Source organism: Sphingomonas sp. dw_22, from assembly GCF_018449795.1.
Lineage (GTDB): Bacteria > Pseudomonadota > Alphaproteobacteria > Sphingomonadales > Sphingomonadaceae > Sphingomonas.
Map to the genome: position 1 here is coordinate 48663 of NZ_JAAVVE010000013.1, position 25900 is coordinate 74562.

Consider the following 25900-nt stretch of genomic DNA (forward strand, 5'->3'; position numbering starts at 1 on the left):
GCCATTCCCTGGACCGGGCAAGAGCGACCCGCGCCGGCAGGTCTCCTGGCTTGCGGGTCGTCGCCGGGCGGAGCCGCCTTCTCGGGATCGCTCCCAATGGCATATGGTCCCATGGCTCGCCGCGCACAGTTGCAGGGACAGCCGCGGCTTGCCGGACGCAGAAAGCGCCCGCCGCATTCCCTTTTCAGCCCCGAGGGGCACCGGCACAGTCGAGGAATATCTTCCTCGCCGCCGGGCCTACAGTGCACGGGATCGGAACGCCAGCACCAGTCTCGATTGAAACGCGCGAGCCGCGCGCGCATAGAGCCCCGGCATGCTCTCGCAGAAGTCCCGCTACACGATCCGCGCGCTCCAGCATCTTGCCGACCGATACGGGCAGGGGCCGGTGCCGCTGGCCGAGATCGTGGCGAGGCAGAACATCCCGGCCAAGTTCCTGACCGTCATCCTCTCCGAGATGAATCGCGAGGGGCTGGTCGCCTCGCAGCGGGGCCGCGACGGCGGCTATATGCTGGCGAAGCCGCCCGAGCAGGTGCGGATCGGCGATCTGGTGCGCATGACGCACGGCTCGCTCGCGCTGGTCCCCTGTGCGAGCCGCTTCCGCTATGAGCGCTGCGACAATTGCGTGACCGAGGCGGAATGCCGCCTCCACAAGCTGATGCTCTATCTGCGCGACGAGACGGCGCGCATTCTGGACGGCGTTACCCTCGCCAATCCGCTGCCCGAGGCACTAAACTCTACTTACGCACTAGACAATTAATCCTGCTTTGCCGGCGCGCGCCGGAAACGCTTGCCTGTGGCATCTCAAGGGCAGGAGTGCAGGCTATGTCGGGTATCGTCGGTTCGGCTTCGGGGGCGGCGGATCGCAGCCCCCTGAGCTTCCTCTGGTTCATCCCCTCGGGCGGCGACAATCGCCGGCTCGCCTGGCCTGAGGGCGAGCGCGCGCCCGATCCCGAATATCTGCGCCAGGTGGCGGTGGCGGCCGATCGGCTCGGCTATTACGGCGTGCTGATGCCGACCGGCGCGATGTGCGCCGATGCCTGGATCACCGCAGCCTCGATCGCTCCCTTCACCGAGAATCTGCGGCTGCTGGTGGCGCTGCGCCCCGGCCTCACCGCGCCGGCCGAGGCGGTGCGGCAGGCGGCGGCGCTCGACCGGCTCTTGAACGGCCGCGCGCTGCTCAACGTCGTCACCGGCGGCAGCCCCCAGGCGCTGGCGCAGGACGGCATCTTCCTCGATCACACCCAGCGCTATCATCAGACCGCCGAGTTCCTAGACATCTGGCGCAAGCTCGCGCGCGGCGAGACGGTGACGCAGCAGGGCGAATATCTCGGCATCGAGAACGGGCGGCTGCTCTTCCCCTTCGTGCAGGAGCCGCATGCGCCGATCTGGTTCGGCGGTTCGTCCGAGATCGCGCGGGAGATCGCGGCGGAGCATGTCGACGTCTATCTCGCCTGGGGCGAGCCGCCGGCGCAGCTCAAGGAGATCATCGACGATGTCCGCGAGCGCGCCGTGCGGCGGGGGCGCACGATCCGCTTCGGGCTGCGCATCCACTTCATCGTCCGCGAGACCGAAGGTGAGGCATGGGATGCCGCCAACGATCTGATCCGCCATGTCACCGACGAGCAGATCGCGCTGTTCCAGGGCTATCTGACCAAGGGCAGCGATTCGGTCGGCCAGGCGCGGATGCAGGCGCTGCACAAGGGGAGCCGCGCCAATCTGGAGATCGCGCCGAACCTGTGGGCGGGCATCGGGCTGGTGCGCACCGGCGCGGGCACGGCACTGGTCGGCGATCCGGAGACGGTGGCCGAGCGGCTTCAGGAATATGCCGATATCGGCATCGATACGATCATCGGCTCGGGCTATCCGCATCTGGAGGAAGCCTATCGGGTGGCTGAGCTGTTGTTCCCGAAGCTCAACCTGCCGCATCGCCGCGGCGCAACACTGCCGCCACTCCGGCCTTTCTTCACACCCGCCGAAGTCCGCCAAGCGGCGGAGGGCCTGAAGCAGGAGCCGGTCCCCGCCGGCCGCTTCACCTGAAGCAAAAATCCTCCCTGAGCTTTGCTCGGGGAGGATTTGATTAGCGGCCCAGCAGCCGATCGAGGATCAGCCCTTCGAGCCCGGCCAGCTCGGCGTCGCCGTGACGGCGCGGGCGGGGGACGGGGATGGGCAGGTCGAGCGCGATCCGGCCCGCCTCCATCACGACGACGCGATCGGCCAGCGCCACCGCCTCGGCGACGTCATGCGTCACCAGCAGCGCCGAGAAGCCTTCGCTTGCCCAGACGGTCTCGACCAGTGCCTGCATCTCGATCCGGGTTAGCGCGTCGAGCGCGCCCAGCGGCTCGTCGAGCGCGAGCAGGCGCGGGCGGCTTATCAGCGCACGGGCGAGCGCCACGCGCTGGCGCTGGCCCCCCGAGAGCGCCGCGGGCCATTCCTCTGCCTTGTCGGCTAGGCCGACCTCGGCAAGGCGCGCGTCGATCAGCCGGTCGCGCTCGGCGCGGTCGAGCCCGGCCGGCGCCCCCACCGCGACATTGTCGCGCACGCTGGCCCAGGGCAGCAGGCGCGGCTCCTGAAAGACTAGGCGCGCGGCGGCGCGATCGACGTCGATGCTGCCGCCGCCTGGCTGGATCAGGCCCATGATCGCGCGCAGCAACGTGCTCTTGCCGCAGCCCGATCGGCCGACGATCGCGACGAACTCGCCGGGGGAGATCGTCAGGCTGAGGCGATCGAGCACCTGGTTCTGGCCGAAGGCGACCGACAACTCGCGCACGGCGACCGGCGCGCCGGCGCTGGGGCGGCGGCCTTCCTCGATGAGACGAAGCGCGGGTGCGTTCATGGCTCAGGCCTTTGCATAAGCGGGGTTCCAGCGGAGCAGGCGGCGCTCCAGCGTGCGGGTCAGGCTGTCGGCGAGCTTGCCGAGCGCGGCATAGACGAAGATCGCGAGCACGATGATGTCGGTCTGGCTGAACTCGCGCGCCTGGGTCGCCATATAGCCGATGCCCGAATTGGCCGCGATCGTCTCGGCGACGATCAGCGTCAGCCACATGATGCCGAGGCCGAAGCGCAGGCCGACGAGGATCGAGGGCAGGGCGCCGGGGAAGATCACCCGGCGGAACAGGGCCCAGCGGTTCATGCCGTAGATGCGGCCCATCTCGATGAGCTGCGGATCGACCGACACCACGCCGAGATAGGTGTTGAGATAGATGGGGAAGAAGATGCCCCAGGCGACCAGCAGGATCTTGGCCTGCTCGCCGATCCCGAACCACAGGATGACGAGCGGCAGCAGTGCGAGGTGCGGGATCGTCCGCACCATCTGCAGGGTCGGATCGAGCAGCCGCCGCGCGAAGGGCGAGAGGCCGCAGACCAGGCCGAGCACGAAGCTGATCGATCCGCCCGCGACCAGCCCGGTCAGCGCGCGGGCGGTGCTCACCGCGAGGTGATGTAGCAGCTCGCCGTCCGCGGTCAGCTCGGCCCCGGCCTTCACGACCGCCGTGGGGGCGGGCAGGATCTGCGAGGGCAGCAGGCCAGCCATGGAAGCGATCTGCCAGATCGCGAGCAGCCCCACCGGCACGATCGCCGGGACGAGCGCGCTCTCCTTCCATGTTGCGGCGCGCGTCATGGCGCGGGCTTCCAGCCGGTCCAGGCCGCCTTGGCCGCATCGACCTTTTTCGGGAGCACGCCCGCGTCGAACAGATAGTCGGAGACCTTCTGCTGGTTGGCGATCACGTCCGGCGTGACCGGATCGACCCGGAACAGGAAGTCCTTGTACCGCGCCAGCATCCCGTCGAGCACCGTGGGCGGCAGCCGCGTCGCCTTGGCCACCTGATCGCGATAATAGAGGCGATTGGCGTTGCCCCAGTTCGCCTCGGCGCGGAGTTCGTCGAGCGCGGCGCGCAGCACGTCGGTCCGCTCGCGGGTGAAGGCGCCGGAAGCGATGTAGAAGGCCGTGGTGTTGATCCCCGATGCGGGCAGCGGCACTTCGCGCGCGCCGCCGCGGATCTGGGCGAGGGTGAAGAACGGATCCCACACTACCCAGGCATCGACCGATCCATTGGCGAGCGCGGTCTGTGCATCGCCGGGGGCGAGATTGGCGACGGCGATGTCGCCAAGGCCGAGCCCCACCTGCTTCAGCGCCGCCGCGAGCGCAAATTCGGCCGCCGAGCCCTTGGTATAGGCGATCTTCTTGCCCTTGAGCTGGGCGAGGGTGGTGACGCTCGACTTGGACGGCACGAGCAGGCCGCTACCCACCAGTCCGGGAAAGCTCTGCGCGGCGACATAGAAGAGATCGGTGCCGGCGGCCTGGGCATAGGCGACGGGCGTGTCGCCAACGAGTCCGATGTCCACCGCCCCGGCACGGATCGCCTCGATCAGCGGCGGGCCGGAGGCGAACTCGACCCATTTGACCGGGCCGATGCCGCGCGCCTGAAGTCGCTTGGCGAACTCGCCCCGCGTCTCGGCGAGGAAGGGAACGCCGTTCTTCTGCGTGGCGAAAACGACGTCCTTGCGCTCCGGCTTCGTGCCGCAAGCGGCGAGCGCGAGCCCGGCGGCGGTGCCGCCGAGCAGGGCGAGGGACTGGCGGCGCGTAATCATTCCGCCGCCTCCAGCAGGGGCTCGGGCTCCGGCTTGATCGCCCGGCTTTCGCGGCCGTCGACGCCCACCGGCACGTCGCCTGCCAGCGTCACGCGGCGCACGATGCGATGCTGCGCGCCGTAATCGTCGATCGCATAATGCTGGGTGGCGCGATTGTCCCAGATCGCCACGTCGCCTTCGCTCCAGCGCCAGCGCACGGTGTTCTCCAGCCGCGTGACATAGCTTTGCAGGCGATCGTAGAGCGCGCGCGAGTCCTGCGGCGGCACGCCGACGAACTGCTTGACGAAGCCACCGAGCAGCAGCGTCCGCTCGCCGCTTTCGGGATGGACGCGGACCACCGGATGCTCGGTCTCATAAACTATGCGGGCAAAGATCGCCGCGAACAACTTCCTCTGCTCCTCGGTCGCGTTGGGACGTTCGGCGGCATAGTCATAGGCATTGGTGTGGATGGCGCGTAGCCCGTCGGCGAGCTGGCGCAGCGGCTCGGGCAGGTCTTTGTACGCGGCGACGGTGTTGGCCCAGACCGTATCGCCGCCGGCCGGCGGGATCGTCACGGCGCGCAGCACCGAGGCGAAGGGATAGCCGGGGACGAAGGTGATGTCGGTATGCCAGTGATTGGCGCGCGCGCCGTGGTGCGAGTCCAGCTCGAACAGAAAATTGCCGCGCGACGGCACGGTGGGGTGCTCGAACGGATCCCCGAAGGCGCGGCCGAACGCCTCTTGTCCTTCGTCATCGAGATGCTGCTGGCTGCGGAAGAACAGCACCTTGTGGCGCACCAGCGCGGCGCGGGCAGCCTTGAGCTGCTCGGGCGTGAGATCAGCCGAGAGCTTCAGCCCGCGCACCTCGGCGCCGATGCGGCCGCCGACCGGCACGATATCGAGCGGGATATCGGGATCGGGCGCGTTCAGATAGGCATTGAAGGCGGTAGAGACGGTCATGGCAGGTCTCCTTTCGGTTTCACTCGGCAGCGGCGGCGAGCGCCGGGGTTCGGGGGATGGCGAGGCCGAGATGGTCGCGCAGCGTGCGGCCGGCATATTCGGTGCGGAATAGGTCGCGGCGCTGCAATTCGGGCACGACCAGCTCGGCAAAGGCTTCCAGCCCTTGCGGCAAGGTCGGCCCCATGATGTTGAAGCCGTCCGCCGCACCCGCAGCGAACCAGTCTTCCAGCAGGTCGGCGATGTCGGTGGGGGTGCCGATGATCGTCTTGTGTCCGCGCGCGGTGACGACGCGGGCGATGAGCTGGCGGATCGTGAGCCCCTCGGCGCGGGCGGTATCGACGAACAGCTTCTGGCGGCTCTGCCAGCCCTCGGTTGAGGCCGGCTCGGGCAGCGGGCCATCGAGCGGATGCTGCGACAGGTCCACCCCCATCAGGCCGGAGACCAGGCCGATGCCGATGCGCGGATCGACCAGCTCCTGGAGCTCGTCATGATAGCGTTGCGCCGCTTCGCGCGTCTCGGCGACGAAGGGCATGATGCCCGGGAGCACGAGGATCTCGTCCGGGTCGCGGCCGTTGGCGGCGGTGGCGTCGCGCAGGCGCTGGCGGAAGGCGATCGCGTCGTCGCGCGATTGCTGCGCGGTGAAGACCCGCTCGGCGGTGGTGGCGGCGAGCGCGACGCCGTCGTCGGACGAGCCGGCCTGGACGATCACCGGATGGCCCTGCGGCGTGCGATCGAGCTGGAGCGGGCCGGCGACCTTGAAGAACCGGCCTTCATGGTCGATCGGGTGGACTCGGGTGGGGTCATAGTAACGGCGCGCCTCGCGATCGGCGATCAGCGCGCCTTCCTCCCAGCTGTTCCACAGCGTCTTGACGACTTCGACATATTCGCCGGCGCGGGCATAGCGATGGGCATGCTCCGGCTGGTGATCGAGCCCGAAATTATGCGCCTCGGCGTCCGATCCCGAGGTCACGCAGTTCCAGCCGGCGCGTCCGCCGCTCAGATGGTCGATCGAGGCGAATTTGCGGGCGAGGTGATAGGGCGGGAGATATGTCGCGGAGACGGTGGCGACGAGGCCGATCCGCTCGGTCTGCGGCGCGATCGCGGCGAGCAGCGACAGCGGCTCGTAATAATAGATCGGCGCCGCCAGCGCGCCGATCTCCGACGGGCCGCCGAACATCGCGACATTGTCGGCGAAGAAGATCGCATCGAACTTCGCACGCTCCGCCACCTGCGCGAGATGCACATAGTGGCGGAGCTCCGTAAGCGCGCGTGGGTCCACCGATGGATGCAGCCAGGCCGAGACATGATGGCCCACCCCCATCAGGAAGGCCCCGAGCCGCATCTGGCGGTCGCGCGCCATGGTCAGAACCGCGCCTTGGCGGTGGCGCCGAAGGTGCGCGTATCGCCCAGCACCTTGACGAAGGGCGAGACGGCATTGGCCGCGCCGATCCCCACCGCATAGCGCTTGTCGAAGATGTTGCGGCCCCAGAACAGCAGCGAATAGCGGTCGTCGCTGGTGCGGATGCCGATGCCGGCGTTGGTGAGGCCGTATCCTTCCTGCCGGCCATAGGCCGAATAGGGGCTCAGCAGGTTGGTGGAACTGCGATAGGTCTGGTTGATGTAGCCGGTGAGATTGTACCGGTCCGAGACCGGCGCGTCATAGTCGACGCTCGCCTGGCCGGTCCATTTGGACGAACCGATCACGCGCTTGCCCGAGAGATCGACCGAGCCCGGGGCGCCGGCATAGGTGAATTCCACCGGCGGCGGCGCGTTGGTGTAGGAGCGGTAGGTCGCGTCGTTGTACGATCCGTTGGCCGAGAGGCTGAAGCCCCCGCCGATCCTCGCCGAACCTTCCAGCTCGACGCCGCGCAACCGCACCCGCGCGGCATTGCCCAGGAAGTTGCCGAGCGCGAACCGCGTCGGATCGAGCTGGACCGCCTGATAGTCGCGGATGTCGTTCCAGTAGAAATTGAGGTTCAGCGTCGCGCGGCCGCCGGCCAGCGTGGTCTTGATCCCGGCCTCGTAATCGGTCGACTTCTCGGGATCGATGATGAGCGGCTTGCCCGGCGTCGCGCCCAGGTTCGCCGCGCCCGATTTCTCGCCATAGCTGACCGAGGCATAGAGCAGCACATCGTCCGAGAGCTTGAACGACGGGTTGGCGAGCCATGACCAGCTATCGGTGGTACGCTGGTCCGCGACCACGAACAGGCCGCCGAATGCATTGACGATCGCGGTGCGATAGGGCGACAGCGTGCCCGGCAGGGCCGCTCCGCCGAAGACGGTGGCGGTGTTCGATGCCTTCTTGGTCTCGCGCGTGAAGCGCAGACCGCCGGTGAGCGAAAGCCGCTCGGTCGGATGCCAGGTGGCTTGGCCGAACCCGGCGCCGCTCGTCACCTGGAGCTTGCCGTACTGATCATATTCCACGCCATCGAGCACCAGGCCGGGAAGCGCGGGCGACAGGAAATAGGCAGCCGAATCCGACTGGAAGATCGATCGATTGTTGCTGACCAGATCTTCGCGCAGGAAGAAGCCGCCGAACTGCCACTCGAACGCGCTGCCGCTGGGCGAAGCGAGGCGGACTTCCTGCGAATATTGGTCGACATCCACGTCATAGCCGGCGCGCAGGATCGAGAAGGGCGTGTTGTCGCTGTCGTTGTACGGGCGGAAGCGGAGCTGGCGCCAGGCGCTGACCGCAGTGAGGGTGGGGCCGCCCAGATCGATCGTCAGTTCGTTCGAGACGCCGTTGACCTTGCTCTTGATCCGGTCCTGCGTGTTGACGTTGGCGTTCTTGCCGATCGCGTAGCTCGGTGCATAGCCGAAGATCGAGCGGACCTTTGTGTCCCAGGCGGCGGTGCGCGGCGTGCCGTTGGCGAAGGTCGTCGCATCGGCGAAGGGCGGATAGTAATTATTGTATTCGCTCGTCTCGTAATGCTCGCCGATCAGGCGGCTGGTGACCGGGCCGCTCTGGAACAGGAGCTGGCCGCGCGCGGCCCAGCGGTCCACGTCGAGATATTTCTGCCCGTCATAGGCGTTCTTCGCCCAGCCGTCGGATTTATCGAGATAGAAGGTGGCGCGATAGGCGAGCGTGTCGCCGATCAGCGGGCCGGTGGCATTGGCACGGATCTGATAGCGGTTCTGGTTGCCATAGCCCGCCTCCAGGTTGAGCTCGGGTGTGAAGCTCGGGCGCTTGGTGGTGACGATCAGTGCGCCGATCGTGGTGTTCTTGCCGAGCAGCGTGCCCTGGGGGCCGCGCACCAGCTCGATATGGTCGAGATCGACGAAATCGAGCCAGCTGAAGCCGACATGGGTGAAGAAGACATTGTCGACGATCAGCCCGACGCCGGATTCGGCGCCGTCGTTATTGGCGTTGCCGCCGAGCCCGCGGACATAGAGGCCCGAGACGCGGGTGTTCTGCTGGACCGCCGCGAAATTGGGAAGTTTCGCCGCGAAATCGGCGACGCGATAGACGTGCTGGGTGGCGAGCTCGTCGCCCGAGACCGCGGTGATCGCGACGGGCACATCCTGGAGCCGTTCCTCGCGGCGGCGCGCCGTCACCAGGATCTCGCCATTGTCCTGGGCCTGCGGCTCGGCGGTCGGATCGTCGCCGGTGGGATCCTTGGCAGTCGGATCGGGCTTGCGGTCTTCGGCCCATGCGGGCGCCGCGGCGAGCGACGTGAAAGCAGTCGCGGCCAGTGCGAGCGCCCGGATTTTTCTGATGTGCATTGTCGGCCTCCCTTATCTCTATCATTCTAGTAGAGATTAAAGGCTGCAACAGGAGTTCGGCTTGGCCGGGCTGAGCAAAAACTATCAGCCGTTCCGACTCGACCGGTGTTCTATTATCCATCAAAAAGATAGGATATAAAGGGCGAAGGAGGCAGCGCCGTGCGAGCGAACAATGTCCTGGAGACGATAGGGGGTACGCCGCATATCCGCGTGCAGCGACTGTTTCCGGATGCCGAGGTGTGGATCAAGTCCGAGCGATCGAACCCCGGCGGATCGATCAAGGACCGCATCGCGCTCGCCATGATCGAGAATGCCGAGCGCAAGGGGCTGCTCCGGCCCGGCGGCACGATCATCGAGCCGACCAGCGGCAATACCGGCGTCGGCCTGGCGATGGTCGCGGCGGTGAAGGGCTATCGGCTCGTGCTGGTGATGCCCGAGAGCATGTCGCTGGAGCGGCGGCGGCTGATGCTCGCATATGGCGCGACCTTCGACCTTACCCCACGCGAGAAGGGCATCCGGGGCGCGATCGACCGGGCGATCGAACTCGTGCGTGAGACGCCCGGCGCCTGGATGCCGCAGCAGTTCGACAATCCCGCCAATATCGACGCGCACGTCCATACGACCGCGCAAGAGATATATGCCGATTTTCGCGACGAGCCGATCGACGCGATCATCACCGGGGTCGGCACGGGCGGCCATATCACCGCGCTTGCCGAGACGCTGAAGATGGAGTGGCGCAACCTCAAGGTGTTCGCGGTCGAGCCCGAGCTTTCGCCGGTGATCTCGGGCGGCGTGCCCGGCCCGCACCCGATCCAGGGGATCGGCGCCGGCTTCATTCCCGCCAATCTCCATGCCGACATGCTCGACGGGGTGATTCAGGTCGAGGCCGAGGAAGCGCGCGAGTTCGCCCGCCGTGCCGCGCGCGAGGAGGGGCTGCTGGTCGGGATCAGCTCGGGCGCGACGCTCGCTGCGATCGCACGGAAGCTGCCGGAGCTTCCCGGCGCACGCATCCTCGGCTTCGCTTATGACACCGGCGAGCGTTATCTCTCGGTGCCCGATTTCCTGCCGCATGAAGCGCCGGCCTTCGCCCTGGCCGGGCCGACGCCGCGTGGCCATTGAGCGCACAAACAGGAGTTGCCGGACCCCAAGCGAAACTAGGCTGGGAAATCTCTATCGTGTGAGTAGAGATATGGCGTCCCAGTGGTTCTGCAGGGGCGTGTGATGCGTGCGATCGGATTCCAGTCCTCGGAGAGACGATGAAGCGCTATCTGTTCCTGTTCGCCAGCCTGGTCCTCGCGACATCCGCCGCGCCCGTGGGTTCCCCGCCGCAGCCGAAGCCCGCCGCGCCCTCGCCGAAGCCCAACATCCTCGTCATCGTCGCGGACGATCTCGGCTATTCGGACCTGGGTGCATTCGGCGGCGAGATCCATACGCCCAACCTTGATGCGCTCGCCGAACGCGGCCTGCGCCTCACCGGATTCCACAGCGCGCCGACCTGCTCGCCGACGCGATCGATGCTGCTCTCGGGCACCGACAATCACCTCGCCGGTCTCGGCAACATGACCGAGACGATCGCGCCCAACCAGATCGGCCGGCCGGGCTATGGCGGCTATCTGCCCGGCGATGTGGTGACGCTGGCCGATCGCCTGCGTGACCTCGGCTATGCGACGCTGATGTCGGGCAAATGGCATCTTGGCGGCCGCGCCGAGGACGATCCCATCCGCCACGGCTTCGAGCAGGCCTTCGATCTCGTCCAGGGCGCCGGCAACCATTATGGCCGCAACCTCTCGCCCAACTGGCAGCAGCTCGGCGTCAGCACCTATCGCGAGAATGGCGAGACGGTGAAGGCGCTGCCGACGGACTTCTACTCCTCCGATTATTTCGCGACCAAGCTGATCGAATATCTGGGCAAGGCGGACAAGGCGAAGCCCTTCTTCGCTTATCTCACCTTCACCGCACCGCACTGGCCGCTACAGGCGCCCGAGGCGGACGTGGCCAAATATCGTGGTCGCTATGATGCGGGCTTCGAGGCCCTGCGCCGCGAGCGGCTCGCGCGCCAGCAGGTGCTGGGGCTGGTGCCGAGGAATGTCCGTGCGCACGACCTGATCCTGCCGCCGGGGCAGGACTGGGCGAGCCTGTCGCCGGAGGAGAAGCAGCGTCAGGCGCGGCTGATGGAGATCTATGCCGCGATGGTCGATCGGCTCGATCAGAATGTCGGCCGGGTGATCGCGCACCTCAAGGAAACCGGGCAATATGACAACACGATCATCGTCTTCCTCGCCGACAATGGCGCCGAGGGGATGGATCTGCGCGAAGTGCGCATTCCGGGCGTCGCGCAGCTCCTGAAGCTCACCGACAATCGCTTCGACAATCTCGGCAAGCAGACCAGCTTCGCGAGCTACGGTCCCGGCTGGGCGCAGGCGGCGACCACGCCGTCGCTGCTCTACAAGGGCTATACCAGCGAGGGCGGCACTCGCGTCGCCGCGTTCATCAATCTGCCGGGCGCATCGCGGCGGGGTGGGGTCAGCCACAGCTACGGCACGGTGATGGACGTGCTGCCGACCCTGGTCGAGGCGGCGGGCGGCACCTGGCAGGGCGGCAGCTTCGCCGGCCGCGAGGTCCAGCCCGTGCGCGGGCGGAGCTGGCTGCCCTATCTCCAGGGCCGGGCCGCGCGCGTCCATGCGCCGGGCGAGGCGATCGGCAGCGAGCTGTTCGGCCGCCGCGCGATCCGCCAGGGCGACTGGAAGCTGGTCGATCTCGGCGACGGGTGGAAGCTCTACAACCTCTCCAGCGATCCCGGTGAGACGCGCGACCTGTCGAAGCGCGAGCCGGCGCGGGTTCGCGCGCTGGCGGCGGCGTGGGACGATTATGCGAGGGATGCCGGCGTCATCATGCCGTCGACTCCGGCGACCTTCCCATGAGGATCACTGGACCTCTGGCGGCGCTGCTCGGCGTGGTCGGCGTCGTCGGGACCGGCTTCGCGCTGGTGCCGCCGGTGGCGCCCGCCGCGCCCGCATCGGTGCCGGCGAAATGCGCGGGCAGCCGCGTGGATCGCCCTGTCATCGTGAAGGCGACCGACTTCATGATGGGCAGCACGCGCCATTATGCCGAAGAAGGGCCGTCGGTGCGCGTCTCGGTCACGCGGTTCGACATCGATGCGCATGAAGTGACCAACCGCCAATATGCGGCCTTCGCCGCGGCGACCGGCTACGTGACCGAGGCCGAGCGGCCGGGCGGCGGCGCCTTCGTGTTCAGCCCGCCCGCCACGCCGGTCGAGGCGCCCGATCCGCGGCTGTGGTGGCGCTACGTCAAGGGCGCGAACTGGCGCCATCCCGCCGGTCCGGACAGCGATATCGCCGGGCGCGACGACGATCCGGTGGTCAACGTCACTTATGCCGATGCGCTCGCCTATGCCCGCTGGGCCGGCCGGGCGCTGCCGAGCGAGGAGCAGTTCGAGGCGGCGGCGCGGGCCGGCGGCGCTGGCGAGGAAGGGCCTGTGCCGGGCACCGCAAATATCTGGCAAGGGGGCTTCCCCGACACGAACGAGCAGCGCGACGGCTTCTATGGCCGCGCGCCCGCGGGCTGCTTCAAGCCTGATGCGGACGGCGCCTATGACCTGATCGGCAATGTCTGGGAGTGGACGGGAAGCTGGTATCTGCCGACCCATGGCCCGATCGTCACCGGTGACGGCACGCCCGGCAATCCCAGCTTCGATCCCGCCCAGCCGGACGCGCGCGTCCGCGTCATCAAGGGCGGCTCCTTCCTTTGCGCGGCCAATTACTGCGCGCGCTATCGCCCCGCCGCGCGCCATGCGCAGGACGAGACGCTCGCCGCCTCGCACCTTGGCTTCCGCACCGTTTCGACATCAGGAGAATAATATGGACCGTCGCACGCTGCTCAAGGCCGCGGCCTCGCTGCCGCTGGTGCGGATCGGCGCGGCGATGGCGGCGGACCTGCCGCCGCTCGCCGCCGCGGCGCGCGATGCCTGGATCTTCGCGCTGCCCCTGATCGAGATGGCGCAGACCCGCGCCCGCATGGCCGCGCTGCCCGCCAACCGCCTGTTCCACAAGCGCGTGTTAGCGACACCCAAGGACGTGAGCGTCACCACGCCCAACAACGACACGCTCTATTCGAGTGCCTGGCTCAATCTCGCCAACGGCCCGGTGCGGCTGACGATCCCGCCGAGCGGCGACCGCTATCTCTCGGTCGCGCTGATGGATATGTACACCAACAATTTCGCGGTGCTCGGCACGCGCACGATCGGCCGCGACGGCGGCAGCTTCACGATCCTGGGACCGGGCGCGGCGAGCGACGATCCGCTCGCGGTGCGCGCGACCACGCCTTGGGTGTGACTGCTCGTTCGAACGCTGGTCGACGGCAAGGCCGATCTGCCGGTGGCGCACAAGGTGCAGGACGGCTTCAGGCTCGAAGGGCCGGCGGCGCCCGGGCCGGGCCGCGCCTTCGCCGATCGCGCCGCGCCCTGGGACAAGCTGCTGGAGACGATCCAGGCGCTGATCGTCGAGAACCCGCCCCAGGCGACCGACGAGCGGCTGCTCGAAGCGGTGGCGCCGCTGGGCATCGGCGTGAAGGGCGGCTTGGATGCCGGCCGCTTCGGCCCCGCACAGGCGGCCGAGATCGAGCAGGGCCTCGCCGCCGCCCGCACGTTGCTGCGCGAAAAGGGCTGGACCGGGCCGGTCGCCAATGGCTGGTCCTATCCGCGCGCCAATCTGGGGCTGTACGGCCAGGATTATCTGTATCGCGCGCGGGTGGCGCTGGGCGGGCTGGGCGCCCTGCCGCGCGAGGAGGCGCTGTATATCCGCGCGCTCGATGCGAAGGGCGGCAGCATCTTTCCGGCGGGTACGCGCTGGCGGCTGCGCCTGCCGGGCGCGTTGCCGCTCGACGGGTTCTGGTCGCTGACGCTCTACCGCGCGACGCCCGATGGGCAGTTCTTCTTCATCGAGAACCCGATCGACCGCTACGCGATCGGCGATCGCACGCCGGGCCTCCAGCGCGGGCAGGGTGGGGCGCTCGACATCCTGATCTCTCCCGACGATCCCGGCACAGCGCAGCGCGCCAACTGGCTGCCGGCCCCGGCCGCCGAGCCCTATGGTCTGTTCTTCCGCGCCTATCTGCCGCGGCCGGACTTGCTCGATGGCGCCTACACCTTGCCCAGGCTCGAAAAGGCGTGAGTTTTCGGCCGATCCTGCGGTCCGGGTGTCGTCGCGCGGGCATTGATAAGCCCTGCTAACAAGGTTTTCCTTGAACTGCCGTCTAATCCAATCGGGCCGGACCCTCTAAATCCCTCCTGTAAAGCCGCATCAAACCACAGGAGAAAATCCATGCCCCTCCCAGCAACGCCAGTCTGGTTCATCACCGGATGCTCGACGGGCTTTGGCCATGAAATCGCCAGGCAGGTGCTCGCCAGCGGTGCGCGGGCCGTGGTGACGGCGCGCGACAAGAGCCGTGTCGCGCATCTGGTCGAAGGCAATGCGGACAATGCGCTCGCGCTCAGCCTCGATGTGACCGATCAGGGCCAGATCGAACAGGCGGTGCAGGCGGCGGTTGAGCGTTTCGGCCGCATCGACGTGCTGATGAACAACGCCGGCTATGGCTATATGTCGACCATCGAGGAAGGCGAGGAGATCGAGGTTCGGCGGCAGTTCGATGCCAATGTCTTCGGCCTTTTCGCGATGACGCGCGCGGTCCTGCCGGTGATGCGCAAGCAGCGCGGCGGGCGCATCATCAACCTGACCTCGGTTGCGGGACTGGTCGGTTTCCCGGGCTCCGGCTATTATGCCGCCAGCAAGCACGCGGTGGAGGGTTTCTCGGACGCGCTGGCCGCCGAGGGCAGGCCCATCGGCATCCAGGTCACCTGCGTCGAGCCGGGGCCGTTCCGCACGGATTGGGCGGGCCGTTCCATGACGCAGACGCCCAGCCACATCCCGGAATATGCGGAGACCGCCGGCGTCCGCCTCGCCAACACGAAGCTCCAGAGTGGAAAGCAGCCGGGCGATCCGGTGCGCGCGGCGGAGGCGATCATCAAGGTCTCCACGCTGGAAACCGCACCTCGACATCTCGTTCTGGGCGCATTCGGCGTGGACCAGGTCACGCGCAAGCTCCGCGACCGTCTCGATGAGATCGAGCAGTGGCGGGCGCTCGGCCTGTCCACCGACTTTCCCGCCTGAAACCAGCGAGGCGGCGAGAGCAGGCTGTGATGGCCCTGTTCTCGCCGCTCGCCTCAACGAAGTTGCGCGTCTCCGATCAACGCGAGGTTCTCGATCGCGGCCAGTCCCCATTGCGCGGCGGTGTTGGTGGACAGGTTCTGCACTTCGACCACGGAAGACGGCACCGCCTCGCCCGTGATCTCCTTGACGGAGAGGCCAAGCTTCATCTCGCCGCCGAGGAATTCCTGCCAGGCCCGTTTGGCGAGGGCCGCATCCTTCAGCTCGCGTGCCGCATAGGCCGTGAATCGCGAATGCCCCTGGCGAAGCCCATGGCCGCGAGCAGGCTCGCCGAAACGTCGCAGCCAATCGGCGTCCGGCGCGTTGTACCAGGCGCAATAATCCAGCCATGCCTTGCGATAGCCGGGCGCATCCACGAGCGGCAGCAGCTCCGCCATGATCTCCACCACGCCGAACGCGCCGTTCAGATGGCTGACGCTGATGGTGTCGCCGCCCGAGATGAAGCGCCCTGTCGCCAGCTCGAAGCTCGCGCCGCCCGCCCACCATTGCTTCGGCAGCGCGGCGATGCTCTCCATCCCCGCGACGATCCGGTCGCGCCAGCGCCTGTCCCCGGTGCGCTCCCATTCGGTGTACCAAGCCGCGACACAGGCATTCCAGCTCGTGCCGAACTGAAGCTGGATCACGCCGGCCGGTAGCCCTTCGGCTTTCACCACCGCGCTCACGCCGCCGGGCGGCAGCGATTCCGGCGCGCGTTCGGAGACCTTGCGGCCGATATTGACGTGCTCGAGCGCATATTCCGAACGGACAAGGGCGCGCATCAGATCGCCGACGCGCTCGTCTCCGGTCAGGTAATAATAGATGCGCCGATAGGTCGCGTTGGAGACGCGCGGCTGCTTGGAACTGTCGCTCCAATGCTGGACGCCGTGGCGCGTCCCCAGGCCCGCCCAAGGGCCGAGATGATAGACGTCCACCTCGCCGGTGTGCCGGGTCATCGCCTCGGCCATGCGGAAGATGTCGGCGCGGCCGCTGCGCAGATAGCTGTACCAGAGCCAGAGGTCGGTTGAGAGTTCCGAATTGTCCCACGCATAGCCGCCGATGTCGTACCGCCACTGATGGCGGTCGGCGTCGTAGCTGTGCATGACGTCGCCATGGTTCCAGAAGCCATACCAGTGGCGCCGCTCGATCTCGTCGCGATACTGGGCGAGCAGCAAGTCGTTCTGCCGCTCGATGACCGCGGCCGGCCCGTCCCCCTGTTGCGGCAGGGCCCAGCTTCCGAAAACGCCCGCGGCATGAAGCCGTTCGGGGCGAACCTGAAGGCGGGGCGGCTGCGCGACATGGCTGGCAAAGGCGTCGAGCTGGGCGTTCTCCGGCGTTGCGGCAAGCGCCCACAGCCATAGCTCGTTGGTTCGCGCCACCCCCTTGGCCGCGTCCCAGCCCGGCTCATAATCCTCATAGGTGATGTCGAGGCCCTGGTTCTGGGCGGCATAGGTCTCCATGCCGAGCACATCGCGATAGGAGCGCATGTCCATCGCCGGCGCATCGGGCGACCAGAGCCAGGCCGTCAGCCCTGCGGCATCGTCGACCGCTCCGGTCACGTCGAGCTGGGCCGGATGCCGCTGCCAGAAGTTCGCCAGGCCGATCGCGGCGCCGCCGTCGGGGGAGCCCACATAGGCCAGGCCGCGGGCGCGGTGCCCCTCGATCGACTGGATCGGCGCGCGGCCCAGGCGCGTGCGCTTGGTCAGGACGAAGCCATCGGAATTGGGCTGCGCGAGCCGGAAATCGCCCCATGCGGGAATGCGATCGAGCAGCGGCTTCACGGCGGCGGGAAGCTGCTCGACCGCCGGCGTTGCCCGGCCGGCGATCTGCGCAGCGCGAAAGGCTTCTCCGGGATTGCGGCGCAGGCCGGTCAGCGGGCGAACGGCTTCCGCGAATATGCCGTCGTCGGTGGCGAAGCGCACATGGCGGTCATGCAGCGGCGCGCGCAGCGGAACCTGCGCGCGTATGCCGAGGCCGGAGAGGAAATCATGGTCCGCATCCCCGTCCCAGATGAAGCTGTGGACGATGCGGACGGCATCGCTGCCGGAAGTGAAATAGAGCCGCACGCTGAAGGGCAGCCATTGGCGCTGGCCGTCGCTGTGCGTGCCGTCGATCTTCACGACCGCGCGCACCGGCCCGCGCTGCTCGATCGCGATCTTCTCGATCCGGCTTTCGAAATGTCGCGTCGAGACCTGGGCGGCTTCCTCGTCGGAAGGCGCGCTTCGGGTCTGGGCGATCAGATGCACGCCTTCCAGCAGCACCTTGCCTCCACGCTCCGCCGACGCGATGAGCGCCGCGCCGGTGCGCGGCAGGCGCCACGACGTCGGGCCGACGCGAACCACAATCGCGTCGCTATTCTCCTCCACGCTTACAGGCCCGGCGGGAGCAGCGGATTTCGTGCTGCCAAGACGCACAGCCCTGGGCGCCGGGCCCGCCGCGGCCGGCAAGGCATGGCCGCTCCATTTGATCGACCCGTCGGGCCAATAGCCCAATGGCCAGCTCTGGACCGGAACGGCCAGGCCATCCTGATCGGCGGCACCGATCCGCTCGACATGGCGCATGGCGCCGCGCGGCCAGGGCACGCCGAAGCTCTGTCCGCCATCCCATTTGGGCGCCGCGCCGTCGAGCCACTGGAGATCGGTCGAGGGCAGGGGAGCGGTCGCTGCCCAGCCGATGCGCGGCAGCGTCGTCGCTGCTCCCGCGATCAGGCTGGCGCGCAGGACGGAACGGCGGGACCAGGACATGGAATTTCCTTCGATCAGGCGAGAGCGGAGACGGTGAAATTGCGGACGCGCAGATGGCTGGCCGTCGTGCGTAAGGCGAAATGGCCGCGCATGTAAGGCTCTGTGTCCTTGAACGCGAAAAGCCGGCGGCCGTCGCGGAAGAAGCCGATATCCCGTCCATCCGCGACCAGGCGCAGATGCTGCCAGCGATTGGCGACGAGCAGGTCGGCCGCGTCCTGCCGGTCGTTCTCCGGGAGCAGGGGACGCTCGCCCCGCCGCGCTATGTATCGCCGGAAGCGCGTGGTCGTGTTCGCGTTGCCGCCCAGGCCGACATAATAGGTCCGGAGGTCGTCATACTCCTCGAAACGCCCCGAGCGCGGCCGGGCCAGCGCGTCGCCATCGGGCGCGGCGGGATCCTGCGCCATCCAGAAGCAGTTGACGTCGCTCACCCGGTCGTGCGGGCCGCCGTCGCCCACGGCCTGCACATCATAGTCGATGGCAACGCGCCCCTGGAGTTCGGACCTGAACCAGAGCGTCAGCCCCGCCGGTGCGTCGATCTCCAGAATGCCATGGACCGCTTCGACCCGGGCCGGGGCCTCGGCCTCGACGGACCAATGGCCGATACCTTGCCGGAAATCGTCCCGATGCAGCAGCCGACCCTCGGGCCTTGCCCGGGCCGCCAGGGGGACGGCGACCATCGCCGCCATCCCCGTCACCGCATCGCGCCGCGTGAGCTGGAACATGGTCAGAGCTTCGCCCGCACGCCGAAATAGAGGCGGCGACCATAGGTCTCGATCACGTTCCGGCGATAGATGCTGTTGGCATTCTCGATCCGCGTCGAATCCGTCAGGTTCACGCCTTCGAGGAAGACCGAGACATGTTTGTTGACGACATAGCTCGCCGAAGCGTCGAACTGCCCGAACGCTTCGCCAAAGGCCGGGTTGTTGCCGCGATCGACCGCATTGATGAGGAAGCGGCTGCGCCAGTTATAGGAGCCGCGAATGGCGAACCGCCCATCGTCATAGAAGAGCGATGCATTGTAGCTGTTTCGCGAAACGCCGGGGAAGGGCAGCGCGTCGTCGGTGAAATAGTCCTGGCCTTCATAGCCGCTATCCTTGGTGTAGGTGTAGTTCGCCACGACGCCGAGATGGCTGAGCGGGCCGGGCAGGAAATCGAGCCCGAGCTGGACGCCGGCTTCGATACCCTGGATCTTGACGTGCTGCGTGCCGTTGATGGGCAGGCTGATCGTGTAGACCTGGCCGTCGATCTCCTCGTCCTGCTTGGCCGTGTCGATGAACGACTTGATGTCCTTCTGGAAAGCCGTGACTGACAGATAGTTGGTGCGCGACATGTAATATTCGAAGCCCAAGTCATACTGCCATGCGCGATAGGGCTTGAGCGCCGGATTGCCGCGCGAGCCCGTCAGGTTGACGACGTCCAGGCGCACATTGGGCGCCATCTGCGAGGGCGCGGGCCGCGCCAGCACGTCGGAGGCCGTGGCGCGCACGACCAGCTTGCGCGGGATGATCTCCGCCCGCAGGTTCGCCGAGGGCAGCAGGACGGTATATTCGCCCTCATAGCGCACCGGCGTAATCACGTTGTTCGCGCTCTGGCTCCCCGACGAGACGGTGCGGGTATGGACGAGGCGCGCGCCGACCACGCCGGACAGGTCGAAGCCGAGATCGGCCTTGAACGCGCCCTGGAGATAGCCCGCCACGGTCTCCTCGGTGACGCGATAGGTATCGAGCGGCGAGGTGCTGCCATAGGGGTCGGGCACGCCGATCGTGTCGGCCAGATTGTTGCCCAGGCTCCACCAGCGATCGATGCCGGAGAAGCCGAGATTGCCCGTATCGAAGAAGCTGCCGTCGAGGATCTCGCCGTGCTGGGAAAGCAGCCCCTGGAGCTGGCTCAGCATGGCGGCCGGCGTGGTGGTGGCGAGAACCTTGGTCCCCGTCACGCCCGACTGGGTGAGCGTGGTCTGGCCGGTGATCCCGTTCAGCGTGTAGACCGCGTTGTTGAACTGGCTGCTCGATACCAGCGAATGATATTCCGCGCCGGACTTGATCGAGCTGAGGAAGCCGTTGCTGTCGGGCCGATATTCCGCATCGAACTTGGCGCCGGTCTCGCGTTGCTTGTTCACGCGCGGGCGCGCCTCGGCCGACAGCGTGTTGACGCCGTCCACCTTGGTCGTGTCGAACGGCAGGATGATGTTGGGCGCCTGCTGCGGATTGCTGTAGTCGATCGTGATCCAGGGCAGGGCGTCCTTGCCCGAGACGGCGGCGGTCAGGTCGATCTCGTCGTTGAACACCCGCGACGCCGCATAGGTGCCGCGCGCCGAAAGCTTGAACTTGCCGACCTGCCATTCCGCACCGGCGATGCCGTTGAAGGTGCGCCGATAAAGCCCGCCGATCACGCTGCGATAATTGACGCTCGGGCCGCTGCCGGGATTGGAATTGTTGACGAAGGTCACCTTTTCCGCGGTCTCGTCCCGGATCACCACATCTGTCGGATCGATGCCGCCATTGGCGACCGATTGCGAGGTGCTGAGCTGGAGATACTGGTCGTTCGAGGTCGTGTTGCTCTTGGTGAACGTGCCTTCGACATAGGCTTTGAAGCGGTCGCTGGGCCGCCATTCGACGATGCCGCTCAGGGCATAGCGCTGGGTCGGCTCGGTCGACTGGATGTAGCGCGGGATATCGGGATAGAAGTCGCCGAAGCCGCTATTGTCGAGGTCCACGCAGCGGGCCTGGTTGCGGCCGGAGAGGCAGTTCTGGTTCGCCGGCGTCGCGGGCACGATCGCCTCCACCTGGCGCCAGCCGGTCGTGCGCGCCTGGTCGTAGCGGATGGTCCGCTCCTCATAGGTGCCCGACAGCAGCACGCCGATCGTGTCGTGCGCGAAAAGCCTGGAGCCGATCAGCGCGAACTTGGGATCCACCTTGTCGGCCAGCTCATTGTAGATGCCCTGCGCCGAGCCGGCGAGGAAACCCTCCTTGGCGTCGAAGGGGCGCCGGGTGATGACGCGCACCGTGCCGCCCAGGCCGCCTTCGGTCATGTCCGGCGTCGCGGACTTGTAGACTTCCAGCCGCGAGACGAACTCGGTCGGCAGGTCGCGGAAGTCGACGGCGCGGTTGCTGCCGTTTCCGCTCGCGGCGGCGATCGAAGTGGAGAGCGCGGACTGGCCGTTGATCTCGACCCGGTTGAGCGAGGGATCGGCGCCGCGGATCGTGACCGCCTGGCCCTCGCCGCCGCCGCGCGTGATCTGCACGCCCGTCACGCGCTGAAGCGCTTCGCCGATATTCTTGTCGGGGAACTTGCCGACATCCTCGGCCGAAATGGCGTCCATGACCTGCGGGGCATCGCGTTTCGCGCTCAGCGCATCGGCAAGGCTCTTTCGAATGCCGGTGACGACGATGTCGGACCGATCGGCTTCGCCATCGGCCCGATCCGAGCCGTCCGTCTTGGATTGCTGTGACGCTTCGTTCTGCGCGACCTGCGCGTGGACCGACGTGCTGGCAAGCAGCAGGACAGCCACTCCCGAGAGACGGGTGAGCATTGGACCCCCTATTTTTATTGGAATTACGTAGGCTTGGGGGCGGGAGCTAATTTCTATCAGTTTGATAGACAATTAAGTTTTTCTAACGGGCGGGGAAGGCGCGCTGTCGTCGCGTGGTGGAACGCGAAGTCTGCTCGGTTCGAATATCGGCCTCGCGTCGAAGTCTGGCATATGCGATCCGCCAGTCAGGCTCGTGCCTGAGCACCGAAGTATAACGACCTGGCTCAGTTCGCCGCCGCGTGCGACGAACATGCCCCGTAGTCGCAGGAAGGTGTAGAGCACGCCCGCCCGCCAATGCGCACTTACCGCAAGGGCGCCGGCAGGCTCACGCGATAGACCAGTATCCGGCTGTCATTGTCGAAGTCCGAGTCACAGGACTGGCCGGACATCCGGCAGCGGCGCGCGATGAAGTCGTTGTCGTTGCCGACGAGCAGGAAATAGTCGGCCGGATGATCCGGCTCCAGTACCGGCGCGAGGTCCAGCGCTTCCCATTTCTCGGACAGCGCCTCGACGCTGAGCCCGAAGCGCGCGAGCTGCACGGGATTGAGCATGTTCACCAGCTCGACCCGTTCGGCCGGGACGATGCCTGGGCGCAGCTTCGTGCCGGCAGGATCCTGCAGCAGCGATGCGGTGCCCGTCTCATATGCGGTGCCGGCGAGGTTGGTCGCGCCCGCGACGTCGACCAGCAGGATGCTCTTGTAGACGATGGGCGCCTTGCCCTCCGCGCCGCGACCCGCGCCATCGCGGGAGAGCATCAGGAACCTATGGCCGTCGAGCGCGCGGATCTCGCTCTGCGCGGCGGTGCGATTGGGCGCGCCGCCGTTGCCCTCGTCGGTATAGGTCGGCAGTCGCATCACATGGTGCGCGACGGGCTTCGCCGGTGTCGGCGTGCGGCTCACATCGTAGACCAGCACTCGCGTGTTGATGCGGCCGGCGGCATTGCCGGTGGCGCTATCCTGCATCAGCGCGCTCTGCAGGGCCACGAACAAGGTGCGGCCGTCGGGCGACAGCGACATGCCTTCCGGCCCCTGGTTGTTGCGCCGGCCGGTATCCGGCGCGTGCAACGAACCGAAGTCGGGCCGCCCGTCGCGGCGCGGGGCGATCGCCGGGGGCGGCTGGATCACGCCGCGCAGGCGGCCGCGCGGGTCGAAATAATAGATATTGGCCGTGTATTCGTCGCCGACATAGAAGCCGCCGTCGCGCGTGAATTGCAGCGATTCCGCGTCGAGCGACACCTTGCCGCTGCCTACGCCGCTGGGCGGCGCGGGCAGCACGATGCCGCGCTCGGTCAGCGTGCCCGCGCCCGGATCGGCGCCGGTGAACGGTCGGCCGCGAAAGTCCCGCAGCTCCAGTCCGCCATCGGGAATGAGGGTAACCCGGCCATCGCCCGGCGCGAAGCGGATGCGCAGGCGCTCCAGCCGCGCCGGATAGTCGAAGAAGAGGTTTTCGGCGGGATCGTTGCGCCCCCGGTCCGGCAGCGTCCAGAGCACGCCTTCATAGTGATCGCCGACGCGCTTCCAGCTTCCGGGCGCGATCTGCAGCGAGGAAAAGGAACCCAGCGTGTCGCCGAGGAAATCGACCGTGTCCGCCGGAAGCCGGCCGGTGCCGACCAGGCCCCGATTGATAAAAGTCTGGCCGTGCAGCGAGATGCTGCGTGCGCCGGTGGTCTGATCCAGGTGCGGCCGGGTGATGGGTTCTTCCCCGCCGGTAAAGGCGGGGAGGAGCCACAACAGGATCAGCGCGACGGCGCGCAGACCCTTAGAAGGCATAGCCGATCGTGCCGAAGATCTGCCGCGGCGCCGACGAGTGGAACACCAGGAGGTTGCCGGCCGCGTCGTCCGGCGCGAACACGCTGTTGTCGAAGTTCGACGCATAGCGCTTGTCGGTCAGGTTGGTGACGTTCAGCGACAGCCTGAGGCCCTTCAGCGCACTGGAGGCAGCGCCGAAGTCGTAACCAAGGCCGAGGTCGAACGTGGTGACGGCGCCGAAGCTCTGGTCGTTGGTGTAGGTGTAATAGCGCCGGCCGGTGTACTTGCCCTGCAGCGAGGCCGAGAAGCCGTCCTGCTTCAGGGTCAGCACGCTGGCGAGCATCTCCTTCGGCGTATCCACCTGCTGCTTGCCTGCCGTCTGCTTGACCACGCAGGTGGTGGTGCACCAATTGAGGTCGTCATCATAGGTGGATTTGTTGAACGAAGCCGAATTGTACCAGCTCAGCCACGGCAGCGGCTTCCACAGCACCCCGAGCTCCGCGCCCTTGCTCGTGACGCTGCCGGCGTTGTGGAAGGAATTGCCGCAGCCGGGGTTCTGCTGCTGGTTCGTCGGGCAGGGGTTATACTGCAACAGGCGGTTGTCGAACTTCACGTAATAGCCGGTCAGCGAAACCTGGAGCGGGCCGCTCACATAGCGATAGCCGCCTTCGACGCTCTTCGAGGTCTCGGGCTTCAGCGTGTTCCCCTGCGCGTCCCAGACGGCCTGGGATACCGACTGCGGACCGAGTTTGAAGCCGCCCTGGAACATCGCCATGTTCTCGGCATAGCTCGCGAACAGTTCGTGTCCGAGCGCAACCGCCCAGCGCACACCCACTTCCGGCAGGAAATTGTCCTTGGCCGTCAGCGTGCCGCTCGCGAACTGGCTGGATGCTGGCGGCGCCTTCTTGGCGATGCCGTCCTGGGCCTGGGCATCCGACTTCGAATAGGTGCTCTTGAAACCGAAATCGAAGCTCAGCGTGTCATCGAGCAGCCTCACCGTGTCCTGGACGTAGAATTGCTGCGTCTTCCACTTGGTCTCCTGCACCCATTGGGCGGTATCCGGCTGGCCCTTCAGGAACTGCGCCAGGCTGAAGGGGGCCGTGACGTTGGTCCAGATATAGCGCGCGGCGCTGCTGGTGTTCTCCTCCACCCAGAGGCCCGCCTGGAACTCGTTGAAGCCGACATGCCAGTTCAGGCTCGCGAGCACGCCGGTACGGTCGATGGTGTAGCGCGTGTCGCGGATCTGGACCGGCAAGTCGTCGGCGGTGCTCGCCGTGCCCTGGGTGGACCAGCCGGTGATCCAGTTGTTGCCCGCGCCTTTGTCCTCATGGTGATACACCTGCGTGTGCACGCTGAGGGATTTGGTGAGGTCGAAATCCCCTGCGAGGTAGTATAGTTCGTCGTTGCGCAGGATCTGGCCATTGGTGAAGGTGACGTCGGAGGTCTTTTGCGGCGACGGTGCGGCAACGCACTTGGTCGGCGCCGTCGGCCCGGTCACGCCGCAATAGGCGACGCCGAGATAGGACTGCCAGTCCGGCGCATAGCCGCCCCAATCCCAGCCGAGGCGCCCGAGCATGTCCTTCGACAGATAGGGATCGTCGGCCTGGTTGGTGCGCGAGATGTCCGCGAAGGCCGTGATCTTGCCGCCGTCGAACTTGTACTGGAGCTTGCCGTTCAGCTGCTTGCCGGTGGACTTGTTCCAGGCGCCCTGGTTCACGAACAGATCCTGCTGGCTGTACTGCCCGGAGATATAGGCCGAGAAACCGGCATGCTCGCCGGTATCGATGCGCACGAAGGTGCGCAGGCTGTCCTCGCTGCCGACGGTCTGGCTGACCGCGGCGCCCATCTGCTTGCGCGGGTCGCTGGACACATAGGTCAGCGCGCCGCCGAGATTGCTGGTCGAGGGGATGCCGAGGCCGGCGATGCCGGTCGCGAGATCGGCGCGGCCGAGATTCTCGGAGATCAGCGCGCGGCTGATGGTGAGGCCGTTATAGTTGTTGTAGGCGCCGTCGCCGAGCGGCATGCCGTCGAGCGTGTAGCCGAGGTGCGTGGTGCTGAAGCCGCGCACCTGGAGCGACAGCGACTGCTCGTTGACGCCCAGCGCGTCGATCGACTGCGCCATCACGCCTGGCAGGAAGTTCAGCGCCTTCTGGATGCTGGTGCCGGGGGGCAGCGTGTCGAGGTTTGACGGCAGCAGGGTCGAGACCGAGCGGGTCTCGCCGCTGCCGATGACGACGATGTCCTGGGAATCGCCATTGTCGCTTGCTTCGGCGGCGGGCGCGGTGCTGTCGGTCGTCTGGGCATGCGCGGCGGGCGCGAGCGCGGTCAGCGCGGCCGAAGCCATCAGAAAAGCGTAAGCGTGGCCATGGCGCAGCCGGCGGCGCGAAAAATCGGTCATCATCATTCCCCG

At 67.1% G+C, this 25900-nt stretch carries 19 protein-coding genes and 1 riboswitch; of the genes, 8 read left to right on the forward strand and 11 right to left on the reverse strand.

From position 1 onward, the window contains the following. Positions 1-17: 17 nt before the first annotated feature. Positions 18-220, reverse strand: a riboswitch (cobalamin riboswitch). Positions 221-313: 93 nt separating this feature from the next. After that, complete coding sequence (locus HB724_RS08355) at positions 314-757, forward strand: Rrf2 family transcriptional regulator (protein WP_213980464.1); 444 nt, start codon at positions 314-316, stop codon at positions 755-757. Between the two features lie 65 nt (positions 758-822). Further along, positions 823-2037, forward strand: a complete 1215-nt coding sequence (ssuD, locus tag HB724_RS08360) for an FMNH2-dependent alkanesulfonate monooxygenase (protein WP_213980465.1) — start codon at positions 823-825, stop codon at positions 2035-2037. A gap of 40 nt (positions 2038-2077) precedes the next feature. On the opposite strand, the gene HB724_RS08365 is transcribed toward ssuD, so the two are convergent. From HB724_RS08365 to HB724_RS08390, 6 genes are read right to left on the reverse strand one after another with little or no spacing between them, the layout of a single operon-like run. Beyond that, positions 2078-2833, reverse strand: coding sequence for an ATP-binding cassette domain-containing protein (locus HB724_RS08365; RefSeq protein ID WP_213980466.1), 756 nt, complete (start codon positions 2831-2833; stop codon positions 2078-2080). Positions 2834-2836: 3 nt separating this feature from the next. After that, positions 2837-3616: an ABC transporter permease subunit gene (locus HB724_RS08370; protein ID WP_213980467.1), complete on the reverse strand. Its 780-nt coding sequence runs from the start codon at positions 3614-3616 to the stop codon at positions 2837-2839. Continuing rightward, positions 3613-4587 (reverse strand): aliphatic sulfonate ABC transporter substrate-binding protein, encoded by a 975-nt coding sequence (locus HB724_RS08375; protein WP_213980468.1) that lies wholly within the window; start codon positions 4585-4587, stop codon positions 3613-3615. Before HB724_RS08375 ends, HB724_RS08370 begins: the two co-directional genes overlap by 4 nt. Then, entirely contained in the window at positions 4584-5525 is a 942-nt protein-coding gene (locus tag HB724_RS08380; RefSeq protein WP_213980469.1) for a TauD/TfdA family dioxygenase, read from the reverse strand. The genes HB724_RS08375 and HB724_RS08380 overlap by 4 nt, the downstream gene beginning before the upstream one ends. A 19-nt stretch (positions 5526-5544) precedes the next feature. Continuing rightward, entirely contained in the window at positions 5545-6885 is a 1341-nt protein-coding gene (locus tag HB724_RS08385) for an LLM class flavin-dependent oxidoreductase (RefSeq protein WP_213980470.1), read from the reverse strand. 2 nt (positions 6886-6887) lie between these two features. Further along, positions 6888-9248, reverse strand: a complete 2361-nt coding sequence (locus HB724_RS08390; RefSeq protein WP_213980471.1) for a TonB-dependent receptor — start codon at positions 9246-9248, stop codon at positions 6888-6890. Positions 9249-9407: 159 nt separating this feature from the next. On the opposite strand from HB724_RS08390, the gene cysK reads away from it, so the two are divergent. The 6 genes from cysK (at position 9408) to HB724_RS08420 (ending at position 15433) form a co-directional block, all read left to right on the forward strand. Continuing rightward, entirely contained in the window at positions 9408-10367 is a 960-nt protein-coding gene (gene cysK / locus HB724_RS08395; RefSeq protein ID WP_213980472.1) for a cysteine synthase A, read from the forward strand. Between the two features lie 137 nt (positions 10368-10504). Then, positions 10505-12169 carry an arylsulfatase gene (locus HB724_RS08400; protein ID WP_213980473.1) on the forward strand — a complete coding sequence of 555 codons (1665 nt, stop codon included), beginning with the start codon at positions 10505-10507 and terminating at the stop codon, positions 12167-12169. After that, positions 12166-13125 carry an SUMF1/EgtB/PvdO family nonheme iron enzyme gene (locus HB724_RS08405; RefSeq protein ID WP_213980474.1) on the forward strand — a complete coding sequence of 320 codons (960 nt, stop codon included), beginning with the start codon at positions 12166-12168 and terminating at the stop codon, positions 13123-13125. The genes HB724_RS08400 and HB724_RS08405 overlap by 4 nt, the downstream gene beginning before the upstream one ends. A 1-nt stretch (position 13126) precedes the next feature. Next, entirely contained in the window at positions 13127-13600 is a 474-nt protein-coding gene (locus HB724_RS08410) for a DUF1254 domain-containing protein (protein WP_213980475.1), read from the forward strand. A gap of 42 nt (positions 13601-13642) precedes the next feature. Then, positions 13643-14437: a DUF1214 domain-containing protein gene (locus tag HB724_RS08415; RefSeq protein ID WP_213980476.1), complete on the forward strand. Its 795-nt coding sequence runs from the start codon at positions 13643-13645 to the stop codon at positions 14435-14437. Between the two features lie 150 nt (positions 14438-14587). Next, on the forward strand, positions 14588-15433 hold the full coding sequence (locus HB724_RS08420; RefSeq protein ID WP_213980477.1) for an oxidoreductase: 846 nt from the start codon (positions 14588-14590) through the stop codon (positions 15431-15433). A gap of 53 nt (positions 15434-15486) precedes the next feature. Here the strand turns inward: HB724_RS08420 and HB724_RS08425 are convergent, their stop codons facing one another. The 5 genes from HB724_RS08425 to HB724_RS08445 all read right to left on the reverse strand — a co-directional run bounded on the left by HB724_RS08425 (position 15487) and on the right by HB724_RS08445 (position 25888). Continuing rightward, complete coding sequence (locus HB724_RS08425; protein WP_213980478.1) at positions 15487-18210, reverse strand: Tat pathway signal sequence domain protein; 2724 nt, start codon at positions 18208-18210, stop codon at positions 15487-15489. Positions 18211-18224: 14 nt separating this feature from the next. Then, entirely contained in the window at positions 18225-18932 is a 708-nt protein-coding gene (locus tag HB724_RS08430; protein WP_256731395.1) for a DUF6250 domain-containing protein, read from the reverse strand. A gap of 2 nt (positions 18933-18934) precedes the next feature. After that, positions 18935-21742: a TonB-dependent receptor gene (locus HB724_RS08435; RefSeq protein WP_213980479.1), complete on the reverse strand. Its 2808-nt coding sequence runs from the start codon at positions 21740-21742 to the stop codon at positions 18935-18937. A 302-nt stretch (positions 21743-22044) separates the two neighbouring features. Next, the gene (locus tag HB724_RS08440; RefSeq protein WP_213980480.1) at positions 22045-23511 is read right to left on the reverse strand and encodes an esterase-like activity of phytase family protein; all 1467 of its coding nucleotides are present in this window, start codon (positions 23509-23511) and stop codon (positions 22045-22047) included. Then, positions 23501-25888: a TonB-dependent receptor gene (locus HB724_RS08445; protein ID WP_256731396.1), complete on the reverse strand. Its 2388-nt coding sequence runs from the start codon at positions 25886-25888 to the stop codon at positions 23501-23503. Before HB724_RS08445 ends, HB724_RS08440 begins: the two co-directional genes overlap by 11 nt. Positions 25889-25900: the final 12 nt, after the last annotated feature.

Coding starts and splice junctions, on each gene's coding strand:
- HB724_RS08410 (WP_213980475.1), top strand. CDS start 13,127: ATGGACCGTCGCACGCTGCTCAAGGCCGCGGCCTCGCTGCCGCTGGTG.
- HB724_RS08375 (WP_213980468.1), bottom strand. CDS start 4,587: ATGATTACGCGCCGCCAGTCCCTCGCCCTGCTCGGCGGCACCGCCGCC.
- HB724_RS08420 (WP_213980477.1), top strand. CDS start 14,588: ATGCCCCTCCCAGCAACGCCAGTCTGGTTCATCACCGGATGCTCGACG.
- HB724_RS08370 (WP_213980467.1), bottom strand. CDS start 3,616: ATGACGCGCGCCGCAACATGGAAGGAGAGCGCGCTCGTCCCGGCGATC.
- HB724_RS08440 (WP_213980480.1), bottom strand. CDS start 23,511: ATGCCTTCTAAGGGTCTGCGCGCCGTCGCGCTGATCCTGTTGTGGCTC.
- HB724_RS08405 (WP_213980474.1), top strand. CDS start 12,166: ATGAGGATCACTGGACCTCTGGCGGCGCTGCTCGGCGTGGTCGGCGTC.
- HB724_RS08430 (WP_256731395.1), bottom strand. CDS start 18,932: ATGTTCCAGCTCACGCGGCGCGATGCGGTGACGGGGATGGCGGCGATG.
- HB724_RS08390 (WP_213980471.1), bottom strand. CDS start 9,248: ATGCACATCAGAAAAATCCGGGCGCTCGCACTGGCCGCGACTGCTTTC.
- HB724_RS08365 (WP_213980466.1), bottom strand. CDS start 2,833: ATGAACGCACCCGCGCTTCGTCTCATCGAGGAAGGCCGCCGCCCCAGC.
- HB724_RS08380 (WP_213980469.1), bottom strand. CDS start 5,525: ATGACCGTCTCTACCGCCTTCAATGCCTATCTGAACGCGCCCGATCCC.
- HB724_RS08425 (WP_213980478.1), bottom strand. CDS start 18,210: ATGTCCTGGTCCCGCCGTTCCGTCCTGCGCGCCAGCCTGATCGCGGGA.
- ssuD (WP_213980465.1), top strand. CDS start 823: ATGTCGGGTATCGTCGGTTCGGCTTCGGGGGCGGCGGATCGCAGCCCC.
- HB724_RS08355 (WP_213980464.1), top strand. CDS start 314: ATGCTCTCGCAGAAGTCCCGCTACACGATCCGCGCGCTCCAGCATCTT.
- HB724_RS08400 (WP_213980473.1), top strand. CDS start 10,505: ATGAAGCGCTATCTGTTCCTGTTCGCCAGCCTGGTCCTCGCGACATCC.
- HB724_RS08445 (WP_256731396.1), bottom strand. CDS start 25,888: ATGACCGATTTTTCGCGCCGCCGGCTGCGCCATGGCCACGCTTACGCT.
- HB724_RS08385 (WP_213980470.1), bottom strand. CDS start 6,885: ATGGCGCGCGACCGCCAGATGCGGCTCGGGGCCTTCCTGATGGGGGTG.
- HB724_RS08435 (WP_213980479.1), bottom strand. CDS start 21,742: ATGCTCACCCGTCTCTCGGGAGTGGCTGTCCTGCTGCTTGCCAGCACG.